We start from the raw sequence: 21,015 nt of genomic DNA on the forward strand, positions 1-21,015 counted from the left end.
ATCCTTATCTCATTTCAGCTTCCCACTTGGAAATTTCCTCTCGTACTCGCGGTGCAACCTCTTTACCGAGCAGTTCTATAGCCTTCATTACCAACTCATGTGGCATCGTGCTTAAGGGAACATACATCATGAAACGTGTAATTCCTACATGCTTGCGCAGATGAATAATTTTTTGAGCAACTGTTTCCGGATCCCCTACATACAACGCACCATCAGAGCTGCGGGCAGCGTCATAGCTGGAACGATCGTAATATGCCCACCCCCGCTCTTTGCCGAGTTTATTCATGCCGTACTGAGTGGACGGGAAAAAGAGTTCTGCGGCTTTTTCCGTATCTTCTGCAACAAATCCGATAGAATGTGAACCTACCCGAAGCTGTGATACATCATGACCAGCATGAGTTGCCGCCGTTTTATACAGTTCTACAAGTGGCGCAAATTTCGTTGGATTACCACCGATAATTGCCAGAACTAGTGGCAGACCTAGAATTCCAGCACGTATGGCAGACTCCTGAGTACCTCCGCTACCAATCCATACAGGTATAGAATTCTGAACAGGCCGCGGGTATACCCCCAGATTATGTATCGCTGGTCGATGGCCTCCACTCCAAGTTACTTTCTCGGATTCCCGTAATTTAAGAAGCAGTTCAATGTTTTCATTAAATAAATCCTCGTAGTCATGCAGGTTATAACCAAACAGTGGAAAGGACTCAATGAAGGAACCTCGACCCGCTATAATCTCGGCACGTCCATTGGAGAGACCGTCAAGCGTGGCAAAATCCTGAAACACACGGACAGGATCTGCTGAAGATAGGACCGTCACAGCACTTGTCAATCGAATCCGTTTTGTGAGGGGCGCCGCAGCGGACAACACCATTGCTGGTGAAGATGCGGCATAATCATCACGATGATGCTCACCTATGCCAAACACATCAAGTCCTACCTGATCTGCAAGGACGATTTCTTCCACGACTTCTCGCAATCGCTGAGCGTGACTCATCACAACTCCGGTCTTAGTATCAGGCTTTGTTTCTACGAATGAAGTAACACCTATTTCCATAATTAATCTCTCCTTATATTTTCTTTCCTTAAGAGGAATGCTCAAGACAACGGATTAAAGCCGTCCAATCCAACTCACCATAACCATGGGTAATTCCATCAGAGAGGTGTTGATGAATAAGCTGACCTAAAGGTAGTGGAGCTTGAACTGACTTGGCTGCCTCGATAGCTAATGCAACATCCTTTAACCCGAGCTTCATTTTAAAACCGGCTGGTTCAAAGCGCTGTTCAGTCATGATCGAGCCATAGTTCTGATATACCGGAGATTGAAAAAGAGCATTCACAACATCCATATATCGGGACGGCTTAATGCCGTGCTTTTCAACCATGAGCTGCGCTTCCGACAAAGCTTCCAGCATTGAAGCAATTAGAAAGTTAACGCCTATTTTGACAATGTTACCTTCTTCGCTATGATCCCCAATCTCAAATATCTCTTGACTTAGTGCTGTTAACATGGGAAGTACTCGTTGTCTTGCATGTTCCGGACCAGCTAAAATAATGCGCAATGTAGCTGCTTTAGCCGCATCCGGGCGCCCCATTACGGTGGCAGACACAAAGTGCTGGTGTCTCTCTACATGCAAAGCGGATAATTTCCGAGCCAGATCTACGCTGATCGTACTGGCAGATACGTGAATTCCATTTTCAGATAATCCGTTCAGCACGCCATTTGGTCCCTCAACAATCTCTCTCAAAGCAGCATCATCAGATAACATGGTAATTACAAGATTGCTTTCTTTCGCTGCCTCTAGAGGTGTTTGGACATACCGTGCTCCCTGTTTTATTAATGGTTCAGCTTTTTCAGGGGTCCGATTAAAGATGACTAATTCATAACCCGCTTTCAACAGGTTTTGTGCCATTGGAAGCCCCATATTTCCAAGTCCAATAAACGATACCTTCATTGGTTGCATCTCCTTATTGTTGATGGAATGTTTCGATAACGGAATGAATGTTCCAGAATGATTAAAAAAATTATGGTCTTGCAGATACTCTTCAAATGGCACCTTCAAAATATGAGGAATATAATAACGGAACAATCATTCCAATATTGCTAAAAAAAATTATATCCCTGCAATTACAAAGCTAATCATCTCTTTTGCACGTTCTGGATTTTGACCTGTTTTAGCCATAATATTTATGCTTTGATGTAAATTCAGCAATAAATAAGACAATGTTTTGATATCTGTTGTTTTATCTATCTCTCCCGATTGTTGGCCCTTCTCCAAAAGCTCACAAAATGCTTGTTCCAAATCCGAAAAACTAGTCTGTATCAAGACATTTATCTGTTCATCTGGTGACTCTAATGTTGTAGCTGTATTCGTTACAAAACATCCGCCCGGTAGGCTGGTATCGTATGCCGAAGCAATATGATACTCAAAAAATTGAAGAATTCCATCTCTTACGTTTGATGCTTGTTCAAGAATATTCTGCTTATTGGAACTCCCTTTTTTATAATGCTCCAGGGCATCTCTGTACAAGGTTTGCTTGTCGGAAAACGTATCATAAAGGCTGGATCGGCTAATGCCCATCACTTCTAGTAAATCCGGTATGCTAGCAGCCTCGTATCCTTTTTTCCAAAACAACAACATCGCTTGGTGTAACGCTTGATTTCTGTCAAATTCTTTAGTCCTGGCGATAAGTAACACCTCCCGTTTCAGAAATATAACATATCTGAACTGATCAGTCCAGAAAAGAATTTTGCCGGTTGTTAATCGTTATTAAAAATTTATCCATTGAATAATATATGAGCATATTTTACATCTAACTCCAAAAATATTAACTTTGTTATACACCAAAAAGATCTCTTGAGCAGTGAATGCTGAAGAGATCCTCTTTTTATTTTACTCATAAGCAAGAATTTACCCATCACTGAAATTACACTGGATCTGGAGTTCCAGTCCTGCTTCTCGATTTCTTAAATAGCAGTATGGCAAGAAGTAAAGCAATTCCTACAGCTCCAAATCCCAACCAATTTAAATACAGGACAGATGTACGACTGATCACAATCCCACCTAATCCAGATCCTAGTGCAAAACCAAATTGGATAAATGACGTATTTACGCTAAGGGCAATGTCGGGATTACGAGGTGCCAGTGTAACCAGATATAGTTGCTGGGCCGGAGATATGCTCCACGTTGCTAACATAAAAATCATTAAAACCAAGATTAATATCATAAGATTAACTCCAGCTAGAGCAAACAAAAGAAGAGTTATGCCTTGTAACAGAAGGCCTAGACAAATTGTAAACTTTGATCCCTTTGCATCTGCCAATTGTCCGCCCACTTTTGATCCGACAAAGCTGCAAATTCCCGCGAGAAACAGAACACCGCTTATTTCAGTCATAGAAAGAGTGGATGTAGCTTGCAAGAAAGGCGTAATATACGTGAACAGTGTCGAATAGCCGCCGATATACAATAATGTAATAAGCAAGGCAGTCAGAATGAGTGGATTTTTCAAAATGGACAGCTGCATTCTGAGGGTGATCTTTTCTTCCTCTTTGATTGCCGGAACCTGCTTGTAGATAATAAGTAATGGAAGAACACTTAACAATCCAATGAATATAAATAGAACTCTCCACCCAAACATTTCACTAAAAAATGTGCCCAATGGGACACCGAGCACTAGCGAACTGCTTAGCCCCATCAAAATGATGCCGATGGCATTGCCCCTTTTTTCTTTTTCAACCAGTCGTGTCGATACGGCCATTGCTACTACGGTAGCCACTCCTCCGCTAGCCCCTTGAATAATTCGCACCCATAGTAAAGTTTCGTAAGAAAGGTCAACAAGCATAAGTCCGTTGCTGGCAATAAACACACTGAGTGCGGACAACAGTAACTTCTTGCGATCCATATTTATTGTAATTGCAATGAGAATCGGAGCGATAATGGCCGCTGCCAGAGCGAATACAGTCACCAGTAAACCCACTTCGGAAGTAGATACGCTCAAGTCTGAGGCGATCATTTCTATGACTCCTGTAATAATGTATTCAAGGGTTCCGATCAGAAAAACAGCCAATGCCAAGATATATATAATCCATTTATTTTTCACTTTAATCCACTCCGTCTTCTTCAGTTATCTATTCTTCAGTTATCTATTTAATATTGGAATTTGTATTTCTATAAACTGTACATCTTGTTCTTGAGATAAGGGTAAATATAATTCCCTACCAGCTCCGTTCTCCTTGATCTGATAGTTATTCTTCTCAATCCATGTAGCTAGATGAACACAGGCTTTACAGGCAAAGGTGGCATTGGAACGATAAGCTATGGTGGCCATCATGGGCTCGGCAGGAAGAGTCCGCAGTTGAAATGGGTCGGGAGGTGAGCGCAGATCACAGATTAAGAAGTAACCTATTTCAAACTCGAACTCTTCCTCTTGTCCTGCGATTTCTTTCCACAAAACAACCTGAGGTCCGTCGATCAGTTGGCGCATTTCTTTTGTTAATGACTGGTCAAACTGACGAAATAAACTCGGGATATCCTCTTCCCTCCCACAACCTGTCTGAAAAAGAAACTGCCGAGCACCTTCCTCTTTGATTCGGATTTCTTGCCCAGTTTCGACGTGCCCCTCTTCCTCTATAAGCTGCATGCGTTCCTCAATCCGGACAAGTTTGGCTTGTTCCGTATCGATAATCTGCTGAATTTCGCTTCTTTTCAGCTTAAACATGCCTTGAATATTCTCCAACGTAATATGTTCCTGTAACAGCTGTGTGATTTGTGGCAACGTAAACCCCAATTCTTTATAAATGAAGATTCGGTTGAGCTCGAGAAGCTGATCTGCGGAATAGTAACGGTAACCCGTATCGTGATCTACCTTTCTCGGCTTAAGTATGCCAATCTGGTCATAATAACGCAGTGTTTTTAATGAGACCCTACTTAGCTTGGAAAACGCACTGATTTTGAACAACATATCATCTCCAATCTTTTAACATAATGCGAGTATATAGTTTCCCGTACAGGGGAAAGTCAAGGGTATATATTCTTCTCATTTGCCTAGCTAAAATCAACCACCGTCCTTGTCATCACTCTATGTTGCTGTTAAATGTAAGTCAAAGAACCGTTTTTGAATGAAACGTTCATTATTTTTGAACAAAAAAATGCCACTCATCGTGGCATTCTCTCGGTACGCATTCAATTATCCTGCTCAGCATTACTAATTTTTTTAAATAAACAGATTATGATTGGCTTGTGATGCTTGTCCAAGATAGTAACCTACGCCACCAATTTTGACTTGATCTATTAATTCTTCACGCTGAATTCCCATTAAATCCATGGACATTTGGCAGACAACGATCTCTACTCCTTGTGTAATTGCGCTCTCAATCAATTCCTCCAACGACGGCACATGATGTTTTTTCATCAAACCACGGATCATCTTCGGGCCTGCTCCAAGCATATTCATTTTGGACATGCCAAGCTTCTGGCTCCCGCGAGGCAGCATCATATCAAACATACGGCCGATCATAGTTTTGGATAACTTCTGCGGTTGCTGCTTACGAATAATACTCAATCCCCAAAACGTGAAAAATAGGGTTACTTTCCGTCCACTCGCTGCTGCCCCATTAGCAATAATGAGTGAGGCGATCGCTTTATCCAGATCACCACTGAAAACAACCATCGTGCTGGCAGGATCGCTGATGGGGGAATCCGATACGGGTTGTGCTGTATTTTTTACAATGACAGACTCAATCGTACCGCCTTTCAGTCTTTCCAACTGCAAGATTGTGGAACCCGACATTGTCGCCCATGCTTTGACATCTTCATAGAATCCTGGATCGGAAGCTTTCACGCGAAGGGTTTCCCCGTTCGAGAGTTTATCCATTTTCTGCTTAACCTGAATTAGCGGACCAGGACAACTTAATCCACAGACGTTCAACTCATGATCAATACGTTGCGGCTGTGTTAAGGCAGTGGGAATAGACTCCTTTTCCTTAACGTCCACCGCAGAATCATGATGATCTTGTTTTGCAGTAGTAAATGGAGCAGGATTAAACTGGGCTTGACGGTATGTTTTATAACCACCACTCAAGTTTTTTACGCTAAAACCATGCTGACGCAAAATTTGCGAAGCAGTGTAACCACGTAAGCCGACTTGACAGTATAGCCAGATTTCTTTGGATGGGTCTAATTCATCTAAACGTTGACGAAGCTCATCAACTGGAATAGAGAGTGAACCCGGAATATGACCATTTTGATGCTCAATTTCACTGCGTACATCCAGAAGTATCGACTGCCCCGGCTGACGATCAGCCAGTTGATTATAGGTGAACGTTTGAACACGTCCGGTAATCATATTCTCTGCTGCATATCCAGCCATATTCACGGGATCTTTGGCAGACGAATAAGGAGGCGCGTAACTCAGTTCAAGCTCTGTTAAATCCCGGACATGTCCTCCAAAATGAATGGCTACAGCAATATCATCAATTCGTTTATCCACTCCATCATAACCGACTGCTTGTGCGCCTAAAATTTTGCCTTCCGGAGTAAACAGCAGTTTAAGAGTAATTGCACTTGAACCCGGATAATACGATGCATGAGAAGCAGGGTGTACGATAACGGTTTGATAGTCCACGCCGAGACGCTGTAGTGTTTTTTCATTACTGCCTGTCGTAGCTGCGGTCATTCCAAATACTTTGATAATGGACGTACCTTGTGTTCCTTTGTAGGTAGATTGAAGCCCTGCGATACGGTCGGCAACAATACGACCTTGTTTGTTGGCAGGTCCGGCAAGTGGTATCGTTGCCTTCGTACCATGAATGGTTTCCGTTACTTCGATCGCATCCCCAACAGCATAGATATGTGGCACACTACTTTCCAAGGCTTCATTTACGATAATATGTCCACGTGCACCCAGCGAAACGCCGCTATCTTTCAAAAAATAGGTGTCTGGTGTTACGCCTATCGCAAGAATAACCATGTCTGCTGTCAACACATGACCATCGGCAAGTTCAACCCCTATGCCCTGCTCTAGGGAATGAAATCCCTGAACACGTTTGGAAAACAGCAGGTTTACACCATGATTCTCCATTTCCTGTGCTAATGCGGCTGCTAACTCGGTATCATAGGGTGTGAGTACTTGTGCGTTCCCCTCAATCAGCGTTACATCCAGACCAGCTTCCTTTAAATTCTCAGCCATTTCCACGCCTATAAACCCACCGCCTATTACGATCGAAGATTGGTTGTTAGACGAACTAACCTGGTCTTTAATCCGATCAATATCTGGAATACTTCGTACGGTATAAATTAGCGGATTGTCCTTACCCGGCAGATCGGGAATGATCGGTTTTGCACCTGGTGATAATATCAACTCATCATAGCTTTCTTCATATGCACCCCGCTCTTGGGACTGTATCTTAACCACTCGCTTCTGCGAATCGATAGCTACGACCTCACTTCCTGTACGGACATCAATACAAAAGCGATCTGCCATCCCTTTTGGCGTTTGCACCAGCAGACGCTCTCGATCATCGATTGAGCCACCTATATAATAAGGTAAACCACAATTGGCAAATGAGATATAGGGTCCCTTCTCAAAGATAATAATCTCGGCATGTTCATCCAGACGGCGAAGGCGTGCAGCTGCAGATGCACCTCCAGCTACACCGCCAACAATGAGTACTTTTTTGCTCATGATTCACAATCATCCTTTTCAAATAAAGTTTTGATAATCTGTTCAACCCGTTGATCGGCAAGCACATAGTTCACTTCAAGACCATTCCGCTCCGTAGCAACAATACCTGCACTACGAAGTTTCTGGAGGTGTTGTGAGACTGTTGATTGGGGAAGATCCAGACATTCCTGCATATAAGAAACATTACATTTTTTTTTCATCATCAGTCCCCGCACAATGCATAAACGAATGGGGTGAGACAAAGCTTTCAGCAGATTAGCTGGTTCATCGAACTGTTTAATGTTATTGCTGTCAAAAGCGGGAGTGTTCAAAAGTATTCCTCCTAAATCGTTATATCGTAATAATACGATTTATTGATTCTTCTGTCAAATGTATTCTGGAGTTAATGCGTTTAATAAGTTCCATACACGCTCAACCCTACGGTTTTGGCTTGTTCCAGGTGGATGATAAAAATGCCTGCCAAAACCGCTAAAAGCGACATTTGACAGGCAATCATGCTGTATCAGTTCTTCATAAAATAGTGATTTAACTGAACGTTTTATGTTAGAGTATGACCGGCTGAATCAGTCCGTCCTTACCAAAAAGAATCGGGTCCATACATATTTCGCGGTGATACCCCTTTCCAGATGAAAATCTGGATAGTGGCGTTACAAAACGGTGATAGGCAATCCGTAGTTGACCGGTTTCATTTTCATTAAAGATACAGTGATGACCTGTTCCCAGCATGCCCTTCTCCACATTTTTGCTCAGGATTGGGTATCGATAGGTAATTGGACCATATAATTGCTCTGCCGTACCATAATTCACATGATAGTCTTCGCTACCTGTGTCATCACAGGACCATGTAAAGTGGTATAGTCCACCCTGCTTCAACACGGTTACCGCCTCACGAAAATCATGCAAGCCCGCCAGATTGCTCATTGTGTCCTCAACGACATTTATCATGTCTTCACCAAGCTCCACAACGGCACCATGTCCATTGCCAAATAGCAGATACGGTCTTCCATCATCTTCGACATAGATGGAGGGATCAATAGCTTGGCCCATAGCAATGCCCAGACGTTTCAACTGCTCCATTGTGATTAAAGGCTGCGACTCGGCCAGGAATGGACCAATCGGTGTATCTGCTACAGCAACGCCAATGGCACTCTCTCCGTTCCGCATTTTTCCGCAGAAATAAAAATAGAACTTTCCGTTTCGACTGGCAATTGCCGGTGCCCAGGCATTACCGGTTGACCAGGCGACATCCTCTGTTTCCAGATCAAGGATCACGCCTTCGTCTTGCCAATGCTTCAGGTCTGAAGAAGAAAACACTTTGAACTGTGTCCCTGACCACCCCTCGAAGCCATCTGTTGTCGGATACATATAGTAACGATCCCCAAACTGTGCGACATCAGGATCGGCATATTGTCCGGGAAGCACCTGATGACCATCCCCAAAAGCCGCAAGAAGCCGGCTGCACTCCTCAGCTGTGATTGGCAGGACACTTCCATGCCGCTTTTGAGTTGATCCCATATCGAATTCACCATCAGGGACGATTCGGAATTCTCCACTTCCCAGATCCGTAGTCAGCAGAGGAAGATAACCCTTGCCTTCAGCAAATCGATCAACAATCAGACACCATTCCTCCCGGTCATTGAATTTAAAGATTTGAGGTCCCTCCACACCCGCCACAGCCTCCAGTACCGGGGCTTGTAGCGTAACAAACGCCCCTTTGTCCAGAGAGTCTCCTTTTTCTACCCGTATGTTTTTGGTTGTTTCATCCTTGGAGTATCGATAATAAGAGCCATCCGCAGGAAGAATCGTTGTATCAATAATATGATTATCCCGCTCAATGTATTTTTCCGATGCAGAAAACGTACGAAAGTCTTTTGTGCGAGCACTGTATATTTTTTGTTTTCGTTCTTGCTCCTGTGGTTCCTGCGTCGCAGAAGCCCAGAATACAAGAAACTCATCTGCCATTTCATCATACACAGCTTCTGGTGCCCAGACACATCCAGCGCCCTCAACACCTAGTGTAACGTTCCATGGGGATGACCAGTTCACGAGATTGCTGGATTCCCATATAATTACGTCACGGCTCCCGGCATTAACGGCATGAGTCCATCCTTTGCCGCTTGCGATGCGGAGATCCGTAGCAATCAGATAATATTTATTATCCTTGACTGAACGAACCAGAAACGGGTCCCGTACCCCCTTTTCTCCAAGGTCGGAAAACAGCACAGGCGATCCGCCATTAAGGTCCTTCCAGTGAAGACCATCCTCGCTATAGGAGAAATAAACCTGCTCTCCGTCTGGTTGTTCGCCAATAAAATGTACAAAGAGATACCCATCATAATTTGGAGTTGTTTTGGTCAATGGTAAAGAGCCTCCTGAAATGAAATTGACTTTATACTAACAGTAATATAAAAATGAAAGCGTTCTACTTATGTTGTATCATACTTCAAAAACAGCGGAATGAGTATATTTTGTAATCTCGTATGTAGAAGATCATGTGAATCTTTCGCAGGAAATATATTGCCCTGATTGGAATGTTTGACTTGCTCCTCATGCAAAGAAATTAAAGTTATCGCCGTATTTGTTTATTTTACCTCAAGTATACAAAGTTCTTGGTGTTCATTTACATATAAATGCTAATCTTCTTAATGATGAACAAATGAATATAGATTCATGCATTCATTTTTGTTGTTGAGATATTACGAGGAGGAATCATTGTGAAATTATCCAAAAGAGTATTACCAGCGGTAGCGCTGACTCTGGCTGTATCGGCTTCTACTCTCTTGTCTGCAGGACAAGCAAGTGCGGTTCAAGCTGTAAGTGTGGAGAAAAAACAAATCAAGAACATCATCTTCCTCATTGGGGATGGCATGGGGACCTCTTATACTTCAGCCTACCGTTATATGAAAGATGATCCTTCGACGAAGGGCATGGACAAAACCGTATTTGACCCTTATCTGGTTGGAGCACAAATGACCTATCCGGATGATGATAAACAAAATGTAACGGATTCCGCTTCCGCAGCAACGGCCATGTCGGCGGGTGTGAAAACATACAATGCGGCCATTGCGGTTGACCCTGAGCAGAAGGAAGTCAAAACCGTACTTGAGCAGGCCAAAGAAAACGGCAAGTCCACCGGACTCGTGGCTACGTCGGAGATCACTCATGCCACACCAGCTGCATTTGGTGCCTATGATATCAGTCGAAAAAATATGGATGCAATTGCGGACGATTATTATGATGAGTTGATTAATGGCAAGCATAAGGTGGATGTACTTCTGGGTGGAGGGAAATCCAATTTTGTACGCGAGGGTCGTGACCTGACGAAGGAGTTCCAGAAGGCCGGATTCAGCTATGTGACGGATCGTTCCTCTCTCCTCGCTGATAAGAATCAACAAGTTCTTGGACTGTTTGCGGACGGAGGTCTGGACAAGTTGATTGATCGTACTGCTGCAACTCCATCATTGGCTGAGATGACCAATACAGCGATTGATCGCCTCAGTTCTAACGACAAAGGATTCTTTCTAATGGTCGAAGGCAGCCAGATCGACTGGGCAGGACATGATAATGATATCGTTGGTGCGATGAGTGAAATGGATGATTTCGCAGCAGCATTTCAGGCAGCTATTGATTTTGCCAAAAAAGACGGTGAAACACTTGTCGTAGCTACTGCCGACCACTCCACAGGTGGACTTACGCTTGGAAAAGACGGAGAGTACAACTTCTTCGTAGACCCGATCAAAGCTGCACTGCGTACACCTGACTTCATCGCAGCACAAATTGCAAAAGGTGCTTCGGTTGAAGAAACACTGAAAAGTTATCTGAAACTGGAGTTGAAACCTGAAGAGATTCAATCGGTGAAAGAAGCAGCCAAAACTGCGGATGTAACAAAAATTGATAATGCCATTGAAGCGATTATTGATAACCGTTCATTTACGGGCTGGACAACAGGTGGACATACAGGCGAAGATGTTCCGGTCTATGCCTACGGCCCGGCAAGTCATCGCTTCGCTGGTTTGATCGACAACACAGATAATGCCAAGATCATATTCGATATTCTCAGCAAGCACCAATAATTCGACAATAATTCAATAGTTTAGGATCATCCATTCTCTTCTTTCAGCCGAAGAGAAGGGATTTTTTTCATAAAATCCTTATTGATATGCCACTCTACCTTTTTATGAACATCCTCAACCGTAGCCATTCTATACTTTTCTTTTTTCATGACCGAAACTTGTCCATTCACTTCGAGTAAGGCGTACGCCTATTCCGAATTTGCTAATATGCATTATATCCCATGGAGTTGGTTAACTTATACAACACCACTTGTATTGAAGTGAGAGAAATCCGATAAATGCTGATGCGGCTTATAGTGAAACTACAGAAGTAACAAAGCTTTGGAGGAAAATGGCATGTTAGGAAACATTCTGCTGGGTATGGTCATTCCCATTATATTGGGTGTATGGATTCTGCGTCGGAACTTTACAATCCTTATTCTATATTATCCACTCGGTGTGGCTATTTCAGCATCCATCAACAATATCGGGTTTAATTACTTCTGGAATATTCTGCCGAATACTCATAATCAATCCTTGGCTGCTCTTCCAATGGATCTTGGAGTCTATCCGATCGCTGGTTGCCTGATGATGTATATGATTTCAGAAAAAGGCACCAAGCCATGGTTGGCGATTCTTGTTGCATCATTGTCGCTGACATTAATCGAATGGGTTGCCAAAATGATGGGGCATGTCATCTATTTTAATGGATGGAACATAATTTGGACCTTTGTGTCATACCTCCTGCCATTTGTTCTTGCTTATGGTTACAGTAAACTATTGAGGTATACGAAGTGAAGTTTTACTGAAGCTTTCCACTAATAAGGCAGGACAGATGATATGGGTTAACGCTGATGGGCATACGTGCATATCTTAACTCATATTTGTCTTGGAGGGATTCGTAATGTATGTGGCATATCCTTATGGTTACAGGTACACTTTTACTCCGGTATGGGCAACATCATCAGCCGAAGCACTTGAATTAATCAAAACGGCTGTGCAAGGAGAACGAAACGATGAGGTGTTCTATGATTCACTGATTCAGTTGTCACCCGATGCCAATCAGGCTGCCATCATCACGAGCATCCGCAATGATGAACGAGGACATAATCAAATGTTCCGCCAAATGTACAAGGATCTGACAGGTCAAGAGATTTCGGGCGTAAGCAGTGAGCCAGTTGAGACGGTCACCTCTTATCTCGCCGGACTGCAAAAGGCGTTTCAGGGTGAATTGGCCGCCGTGGAAAAGTATAGAAAAATATGGTTTGGTCTCCCTTATGGCATATATAAAGACACGGTTTGGGGAATCATCCTGGACGAACAGAAACATGCGGATAAATATAACAATCTGATTACCTACAATTTGCCGAGATAGTCATGTATGGGATGAAAAACGTGCGTATTCTTTTAAAAATGAACAATTGAAAGCAGTAAAAAACCAGTGAATGAGTAAAGCTCACTGGTTTTTTTGCTTTGCTGAGTCTCACTGATATAAACTTGCTATCAAATGCACTCTTCCAACGTATCAGGTTCCACATGAACGTGAACGGTGTATACGTCATGTTCCTCCATTAACTCGTTCTCCACGTCTGTACAGATATCGTGTGCTTGTTGAAGATCCAGCTCAGCATGGACTGTTATGACAACGTCTACTACAACGTTATTGCCATAATTCCGCGCTCTCACGTCTTTAACTGTCTCTACGCTGTCAATTCCGGCAATCGTTTTTTTGTACTCCTGAATCAGTTCAACATCAAAACCATCCGTCAGATGATGTGTGGCTTCCTTGAAAATGTCCCAAGCGGTCTTGCAGATCAGGAAACCTACAATGACAGCCGTTACAGGGTCCAGCCATGGGAGGCCGAACTGGGAACCCACGATCCCAATGACCGTACCGGTGCTCACCCAGGCATCGGAGATATTATCTCGAGCTGCAGCCATGACTGCCTGACTTTTAATACGAGTAGCAAGTCTCTTGTTATAGCGATAGACCAGATACATGATAACTGCGCAGAAAATGCCTGTGTACCCAGCGATGATATCCGGAGATTCATGTTTACCCTGAAACACAGAACCAATGGCTTGAAACAGTACTTGTAAACCTACTGCCATCATAATGAAAGAAGCAACAAGTGACGCAACGGTCTCTGCTCTCCAGTGACCATATGTATGATCTGTGTCGGCTGGGCGTTGGGCAAGCTTCAAACCGATCAGTACAGCTATTGAGGCCACAATATCGGTGGCATTGTTTAATCCATCCGCCTTGAGCGCTTCTGATCCGGCCATATTGCCAACGATCAGTTTTAATACGGTCAAACATATGTAGGCGATAATGCTGATGATAGCTCCGCGCTCCCCCAGCTTTAGATTATCGTATTTAAGTTGATCCACATGATATCCTCCTGCAATCTTCAATTCAAGCACGTGTATGATGGTACCATTGAAGATTTGTGTGGGTCTAGAGAAACGTTTTGAGTGTGACGAAACATAATCTGAACGCGGCAATTTTTTTACAAGAATCCAAAAAAGTTGGATTTGGCAAACTTAAGTGATTAATGGGTGGTAAGAGGAAGGTGGCCGACTGCCTTCCCTTGTAACCACACTTTCGTGCACTTAGACAAAAAGAGCCAAATGGATCGTTTTGATCCACTCGGCTCTTAGCGTTATTTTACAATAATTTGTATAACATCACTTACCGTTGTTCCACTTCCATTCATAATTCACTGCTCTGATTCAGAAAGTGTCGGTTCAACTGGCGCTTCATTGGCAAGCTGCTCCGAATCATCGGAATGCCGTTCGAACATAACTGCGTCAACCCTCGTATAGATCATATCCGCAGGAAGCGTTGGCGGGTCTACCGTTGTAGGCGTAACCCTGGTTAATCGAACATACTCGCTACCGTCGCCCGTAAAGTCGAACGTCCCCAGATTAACCCAACCCGATGAGCCGACCGTTGCATCGATATAGGTGACCTCGGTACCCGCTTTATGTTTCACTTCCACTTTGACATTGTTATCGTTTGCTGTCGTATGGACGAGTTTATAGATCGAGACCGTATATTTACCTTCTGGAAACTCGCCTTTCCACGTTGCTGATGAGCCTTGAACTGTTGAATAGCGGGATTTAACCCCAATTTTGTATCCGGCTAAATTGCTTTGGCTCCACGACCCTTCTGTCGTGTATAACCCTGTTGTATTTGTACTGTCCACGATAACCGTTAGGTCCCTAATCGTAATGTTCAAAGGCGGTGTGGTTAAGGTCACTCCGTCAATCGTAACAGTAGCCCATACCTCAATGTGATCCGTGTCTCCATCAAGATTAAGAAGGGTCAACACCCCACTGCTATTCACTTCGGCCAGATCCGTACGATCAACGAAATACTGCACATCGGCTTGTGTAATATCACCGACCAAACCGTTATCCAAATAACCGGTTACATTCAGTTGTGCGGTTTGAGTCATCTGCAGTTCGTTCCGATCGGACAGGATCACAGCAGACTCCAATTGCGGTACCCTGTTTGGGTCCACCCACATGATTGCATCGGCAACGACTCTGGACTTATTGGCCTTATTGGTTAGTTCCACGTACCCGCTATCGCCTGCAGCAAAAGGATAATCCCCCAGGTGCACCCAAGTACCATTCGCTGTTGTCTCATCAACTGTCACCGTCTCGGAACCTCCGCTATGATAAACGGTAAATGAGACATTTGTTGCCCAATTTTCACTCGCAGCCGTGATTTGCGGAATCTTGTAATACACACTGTAAGTGACACTTTCCGGCAGCTCAGGCCGCCATCTCATTTTGCTTGTCGCTGTGCCGGTCGTAGATTTGGCATACACATAGTTATCATAATAATAATCGTTAGCCGTCGTATCCCTTATCCAGACGCCTTCTGTCTCCGCCTCCGTATTATCCACGATGATGGATGAACTATCCTGCCCATCGGGTTGGACTGGAGTTTCCGTTACCTGATCAGGCAGATAAAGTGTACGCTTGTTGGTCTGTTTCCCGTCCGATTCCACGTAATACGTAAAGGTTTGGGATAAATCATCCACTCGTATAGACCATTCCATCGGGTATATCGTATCGGGTATAGTCGTATACGTAGCTCCGCCATCCAATGAATAATGGATTGTCGCTGGTTTTGTCGTTTTGGCCTGCACATAAGCATCATAGACCGTTTCGTCGGGCTTAACGATCAGCATGCCTTTAACCGCATCAATTGGACTGTGGGTATCAAAGAAATAACTTGCATCCGATGTATCTGCCGTTCTGACCTGATGTAGCGGCACATTAATGTTAAGTCCTTCTACAATGATCGCGGTGATGCCCTTGCCTGAAACCGTGGCTTGAATGATTCCACCACTCATAACTGCTTGCTCTGGTGTACCATTGTCGCGGATGATCGTTACGGTATAATCCTGTGCCGGGTTGAATCCAATGATCTGTTCATTCAATTCAATCGGAGTCTGAACTTCTTCAGACGATGCATTGCTTAATCCGATGTAGAATTTATCCCCGCTCTCACCCGTTATCCAATTCAATTGAGGATGGTTGGTCTTAATAATCCCCTTAGGCATCCAGAGCCAAACGTCCGAATTACCATAAAATTGACCTGGTTTATTCCCATAGAGGTGATATTTGAACCATAAAAAATTCGTTTCAAATACGGAAGGAAACGTAATGCTCCCGTTTGATTTCAATGATTGTTCGCTGATCAAATAATCCATCGTTTGCCCGAGTTGCCCAGGGATATGGTGATAATAGATGGATGTAGCCCCGCTGGGGCCTTCCAGAGGAAAGTCCGGTTCAAGTTGGCTAACGGCGAACCCTTTATAATAATAACCTGGATAACTGGAATATCGTCCAATAACCGCATTATGAGCAATATCCTGCAACAGTTCATCCCCTGTATAGAGCGACAATCTCAGCATGAACGGAGCTTCCTGAGCATTCATCCGATAATAGCCGGTTGTACTTCCTGCTTCAAACGTCAATCCGCTCGGTGAAATAAGCCAACGCTCCGCTTGAACACCTCCGGCAATATCTTCGGGAAGCTTGAGCCTAGGATATTGAAATTTACCACTTTCCGGCCAATGGAACGACTCGGCGTAATTATATGTCTCCGGCTGAGGAATTGTAACGTTACCTTCAGGAACTGGACGAGCAACAAACATGGTCGCATAGCGTTTGGCTTCTTTATAGGCGGCATCCAAGTATTTGGGATCCTGCGTTTCCTCATATAGCTCCAAGATCTCCATCCACAGCTTGCTGTAATAATAAATGAACTCATTTTTACTCACATCGACGGATGCAGGCGTATCGATATGTTGCGTGATATAACTGTCGGCTGCATCCTTCGCAGCTTGCAAATACTGTGCATCTCCCGTCATCCGATACATCATCAGGGGCTGAATGACAGGCCCGCGGTCTTTCTGATCCGGGTCACGTACGAGGTATTCTTCCTGTGCCAGCGCCCCAATACCAGCTGTAGTGCCCATCATCTGGTGAACAGCGGTGACACTTGAAACATCAAACGGCAGAGTAGCCATTTTCCATAACGAAGGCACACCGTATACTTTTTTCTGCGTTGGCGACCAACCGATACCATTTCGCGATACGCCATACTGGACGGACGGCAGTGCTCTCGTATCGTATAGCTGGTCATCTCCAGTCAAATAGTAAGCCCCCAAAAGAACCGCATTTGAGCTTGTTCGGACGCTATCCTCGTTTTCGATATCAATAAAACCCTTGGCACGGCTCCACCACCCGCTGGGTGATGGGACATAATTCACAGAGTCGTCCCCTTGCGGCTCAATTTTAAGGAGATCAATCATATTAAACATCGCGTCAGTAAGCGACTGATCTGACACATTTTCCCGGTATGCCGAATAATCGTACTCATTGCGAAGAATATCCACGTAGGACTCATATAGATTGCTTTTTTGAGCGATTAGCCCCATATGAAATTGATACGTGCTTTCTGCGGTCATTTGTGAATAAGTCCCTAATTGAGGGGCATACAGGATGGGTTGCACACTGCCTTCGTTGTTGACCAGGCTCATGCCAAGCCGTTGTTTCGTCACACCTCCCGTCGGTTCAAATTCAACCGGAAGCTCTGTCGTAGGTACAAATACGCCATACGTTAATGGATTTCCCGAACCATCTTTTTTCTCAACTAGGCTCATCGGAGCGCTCAGCTCTCTTAAACTTGTTGATTCCACCGTACCTACCATTTTGGCATGTGACCTGAATCCATTTAACACTTCATTGATGCCCGAGACTGCCTCTGTTGTGAAGGACTGATATCCAATCACATAATTGCCGTCGCGGCGAGGTGTAAAGGCAAAAGAAACATCTGGTTTATCCCCTGCCATGGACCAGTTCACTTCAAAATAGTAATCACTGCCATGCCTAGAATCGGTTAATACCGCCGTCTGGCTGTCTGGAAAATGGACCCCGTCGAATGTAATCCAGCGTTTGTTCATCGTATCGTAGTAATTGGTTCGGCTGCCCGCGTTCCCGTCCAATAGAACCCATTGTTCCTCAAGTCTTTCCGATTCATTATTGATTGGAACCCAGTTCCCTGTCTCCGTGTTTTTGTAGAACATGTCACGAACGATGGATTTACCTTCATCCCATGCTGCCTCATAGAAGGTTGCCTTATAGTTCGCATTTTCGATGCTGCCTTTCTCTGTGTAACTGAGATTCGCTAAGGTACGGCTTCTTAGCGGGGGGAGCGGTGGTGCTTGTTGACGGATATTCCCCTCGAACTTGACTGCATCAGCCCGCGTAATAATTGTACCCGTAGAAGGCTGCGTTCGAGTCAGCCTGACAAATTCGCTATCATCACCACTAAACTCATACTCCCCCAGATCCACCCATCCAACCGATGGACCTGACGAAGGTCTTAGATCCATAAACTTAACATCCGTAATCCCGTTATGAACAATCTCAATTTTCACATTACTGTCTGCTTTATCCGCCCAATCCAGCTTATAGAACGATATCCTCGCCGTCCCTGCTTCCAAGCGTGGATTCCAGGTGATGCTTCTACCTACAGCGTCTGTAAATTTGGAACTGGAATTATTGTATCCCTTCACTCCCGCGCTTGTGCTCCAATATGGAGCGGAGAATCCGTTATTAGCGTTGCCGGAATCAACCGTAACGACATGATCAATTGTGAGGCTCCCATCATCAATGATGATTGTCTTATGTGGCTCTTTCTGCGTTATATTCCCTTCGAACTTGACCGCATCCGCGCGTGTAAGGATCGTGTTTGTGGTGCCGGTAGAACGGGTCAATTGAACGAATTCTTCACCAACTCCAGAAAAATAGTACTCTCCCAAATCAACCCACCCTGCTGGAGCGCCAGATGAGGGTCTTAGATCCATAAAGACTACATCCGTTGTTCCATTATGAACAATTTCGATTTTTACATTGCTATCAGCCTTATCCGCCCAATCCAGCTTATAGAACGATATTTTCGCCGTTCCTTCTTCTAAGCGTGGATTCCATGTTATCGTTCTGCCTGCTGTACTCGTATATTTGGTGCTGGAAAGATCATACCCCTTCACCCCTGTGCTTGTAGTCCAATTTGGAGCCGCATATCCATTGTTCTTGTTACCCGCATCAGGTGTCACAACATCATTGATCTTGATACTCCCGTCATCGATGATAATCGTCTGATAAGGTAAGGTCTCCGCATAAGCGGTCCTTATTCCGATCAGGCTGGAAGGAACTACGACCGTCAACATGAAAACGATGAAGAAAAACAGCTTCCTTTTGACCATACAATTCACAGCCTCTCCTCATAATGATAACGCTTCCAAAAATGAGTTACCTTTTGCTCTAATGATCGTAAAAAAGCACTTAACCTTCCCTTCTGCCTAATCCCGCTCTGTCGTTTTTATCTTAGCATGTTAGATTACGGTGATATTTCTTTCATTTTAAGAATTTCTTATACGATTTTAAGTAAAAAAAGAAACCTACATCCTAATTGATTGCTCAGTAGCAGTCAGATAGAATATAGGTCTTCCAAGTGTTGCAAGAGGACTTATCAATTATAAAGGCGGCTGCACCAATAACAACTTTCCAAGCTGAATGACGGTTTGATCATACCAAGCTGGATGTTGCCGAACATGTTCCATACCTCGTTCATTGCCACTTGCCTCAAACACGGCCGCTTTGTCAGTTTTCTCGTGATCGATCTCGAAGAGAACTGTATGTTTCCCATTTGGTAGCTCCGGCAAGAAAATATATTGATTTCTATTATGATCGTTGTAGAGCGTGAATCGATCAATAAGGAAGGGTTCTCCTCCATCCACCGACACCTTCAATCGGCCAGAATCCGGCCCCCCGATATCAAATAAGCCGATGTGGGTTCCCTCAAACTCCACTGTGATCGCCTCTCCGGCATCAACTGCTCGCCATAATCCGGGGAACAACCATTCATACTCACGCACTAAAGGAAAATCATCAGAGGTCATGTAAGACCACCCTGCGGAAAAATGAGTAAGACGATCCAGTGGCAACATGGTTGCATACTCCCAAGGATTGGCCGGGACCAAGGGGTCCTGCGGCAAGTGATGTTCGACTTTTCCCACGTGATCTCGAAGTTCTCTGATTTTCTCAAACGACCGGGTGATTGTATCGGTGTAAATCTGATGTCCTTTGGGGATCGTTGGATGGATCGAATCATGCGTGAAAATAACTGCTCCGGGGATGGATACGTCTGCCCTTGAAGTAAAAATAAGCTTTCCATCCGAAACCAATTGACTGACCGCTACGCCCAGATGAATCGAAGGAATGCCGTAATAGTCGGCGACTTCCTCTTGCATAAGAGCGCCCTTCTGGTATTCGCCGGATTGAAATGAGGTCAAATCCCGCTCCTTGATCGTATATACAAACAGGATATCGATAAACCGGCTGCGCTTGCGAATCTGTCGGACAATGCCTTCGATCCGCGCCTTGGATTCGGGCACTCCGCCATCGTTGCCAACGAATTCAACAAATACGAGATCAGGCTGATGACGAAGCACATCTGTCTCTAAACGGGCGCAGCCGAGGTCCGATCCTGTCCCATCAATGCCTGCGTTCACAGCGTGGATATCGGCATGGGGATATTGCCCTCGCAGCCAATCCGCCGTCATGACCCTATATCCTTTCGAACGTGTATTACTACCGCCGAAATAAACGATGGTCACGGTTTCACCATTTTCCAACTTCTGAATGACATTAGGTAGCCCTCTTCGTGGGAAAAATTCCTTCATCACGACTT

At 44.4% G+C, this 21,015-nt stretch carries 15 protein-coding genes; 3 read left to right on the forward strand and 12 right to left on the reverse strand.

Annotated elements, in window-relative coordinates:
* Positions 1 to 4: 4 nt before the first annotated feature.
* From MHI01_RS02760 to MHI01_RS02795, 8 genes are all read right to left on the reverse strand, one after another.
* Positions 5 to 1,057 (reverse strand): LLM class flavin-dependent oxidoreductase, encoded by a 1,053-nt coding sequence (locus MHI01_RS02760; RefSeq protein WP_253508677.1) that lies wholly within the window; start codon positions 1,055 to 1,057, stop codon positions 5 to 7.
* 28 nt (positions 1,058 to 1,085) lie between these two features.
* A complete protein-coding gene (locus MHI01_RS02765) occupies positions 1,086 to 1,955 on the reverse strand; it encodes an NAD(P)-dependent oxidoreductase (RefSeq protein ID WP_340984820.1) in 870 nt (289 codons plus the stop codon).
* A gap of 159 nt (positions 1,956 to 2,114) precedes the next feature.
* Positions 2,115 to 2,642: a TetR/AcrR family transcriptional regulator gene (locus MHI01_RS02770; RefSeq protein ID WP_340982467.1), complete on the reverse strand. Its 528-nt coding sequence runs from the start codon at positions 2,640 to 2,642 to the stop codon at positions 2,115 to 2,117.
* A 286-nt stretch (positions 2,643 to 2,928) separates the two neighbouring features.
* Positions 2,929 to 4,101 (reverse strand): MFS transporter, encoded by a 1,173-nt coding sequence (locus tag MHI01_RS02775; RefSeq protein ID WP_340982468.1) that lies wholly within the window; start codon positions 4,099 to 4,101, stop codon positions 2,929 to 2,931.
* A 39-nt stretch (positions 4,102 to 4,140) separates the two neighbouring features.
* A complete protein-coding gene (locus tag MHI01_RS02780; protein WP_340982469.1) occupies positions 4,141 to 4,959 on the reverse strand; it encodes a MerR family transcriptional regulator in 819 nt (272 codons plus the stop codon).
* Between the two features lie 255 nt (positions 4,960 to 5,214).
* Positions 5,215 to 7,683 (reverse strand): FAD-dependent oxidoreductase, encoded by a 2,469-nt coding sequence (locus MHI01_RS02785; protein ID WP_340982470.1) that lies wholly within the window; start codon positions 7,681 to 7,683, stop codon positions 5,215 to 5,217.
* Entirely contained in the window at positions 7,680 to 7,994 is a 315-nt protein-coding gene (locus tag MHI01_RS02790; protein ID WP_036615511.1) for an ArsR/SmtB family transcription factor, read from the reverse strand. The genes MHI01_RS02785 and MHI01_RS02790 overlap by 4 nt, the downstream gene beginning before the upstream one ends.
* A 232-nt stretch (positions 7,995 to 8,226) precedes the next feature.
* Complete coding sequence (locus MHI01_RS02795; RefSeq protein ID WP_340982471.1) at positions 8,227 to 10,041, reverse strand: family 43 glycosylhydrolase; 1,815 nt, start codon at positions 10,039 to 10,041, stop codon at positions 8,227 to 8,229.
* A gap of 356 nt (positions 10,042 to 10,397) precedes the next feature.
* Here MHI01_RS02795 and MHI01_RS02800 point away from each other — a divergent pair, with 356 nt between their 5' ends.
* A complete protein-coding gene (locus MHI01_RS02800; protein WP_340982472.1) occupies positions 10,398 to 11,756 on the forward strand; it encodes an alkaline phosphatase in 1,359 nt (452 codons plus the stop codon).
* 26 nt (positions 11,757 to 11,782) lie between these two features.
* Here the strand turns inward: MHI01_RS02800 and MHI01_RS02805 are convergent, their stop codons facing one another.
* Complete coding sequence (locus tag MHI01_RS02805) at positions 11,783 to 11,905, reverse strand: hypothetical protein (protein ID WP_445744891.1); 123 nt, start codon at positions 11,903 to 11,905, stop codon at positions 11,783 to 11,785.
* Between the two features lie 187 nt (positions 11,906 to 12,092).
* Here MHI01_RS02805 and MHI01_RS02810 point away from each other — a divergent pair, with 187 nt between their 5' ends.
* On the forward strand, positions 12,093 to 12,533 hold the full coding sequence (locus MHI01_RS02810; protein WP_289389201.1) for a CBO0543 family protein: 441 nt from the start codon (positions 12,093 to 12,095) through the stop codon (positions 12,531 to 12,533).
* A gap of 106 nt (positions 12,534 to 12,639) precedes the next feature.
* Complete coding sequence (locus MHI01_RS02815) at positions 12,640 to 13,110, forward strand: ferritin family protein (RefSeq protein WP_127548746.1); 471 nt, start codon at positions 12,640 to 12,642, stop codon at positions 13,108 to 13,110.
* Positions 13,111 to 13,238: 128 nt separating this feature from the next.
* On the opposite strand, the gene MHI01_RS02820 is transcribed toward MHI01_RS02815, so the two are convergent.
* The 3 genes from MHI01_RS02820 to MHI01_RS02830 form a co-directional block, all read right to left on the reverse strand.
* Complete coding sequence (locus MHI01_RS02820; RefSeq protein WP_340982473.1) at positions 13,239 to 14,126, reverse strand: cation diffusion facilitator family transporter; 888 nt, start codon at positions 14,124 to 14,126, stop codon at positions 13,239 to 13,241.
* Between the two features lie 329 nt (positions 14,127 to 14,455).
* Positions 14,456 to 19,492: a golvesin C-terminal-like domain-containing protein gene (locus MHI01_RS02825; protein WP_340982474.1), complete on the reverse strand. Its 5,037-nt coding sequence runs from the start codon at positions 19,490 to 19,492 to the stop codon at positions 14,456 to 14,458.
* A gap of 306 nt (positions 19,493 to 19,798) precedes the next feature.
* Positions 19,799 to 21,007, reverse strand: a complete 1,209-nt coding sequence (locus MHI01_RS02830; RefSeq protein WP_340982475.1) for a GDSL-type esterase/lipase family protein — start codon at positions 21,005 to 21,007, stop codon at positions 19,799 to 19,801.
* Positions 21,008 to 21,015: the final 8 nt, after the last annotated feature.

Origin of the sequence: Paenibacillus sp. FSL M7-0656, from assembly GCF_038003225.1 — a bacterium.
Lineage (GTDB): Bacteria > Bacillota > Bacilli > Paenibacillales > Paenibacillaceae > Paenibacillus > Paenibacillus amylolyticus.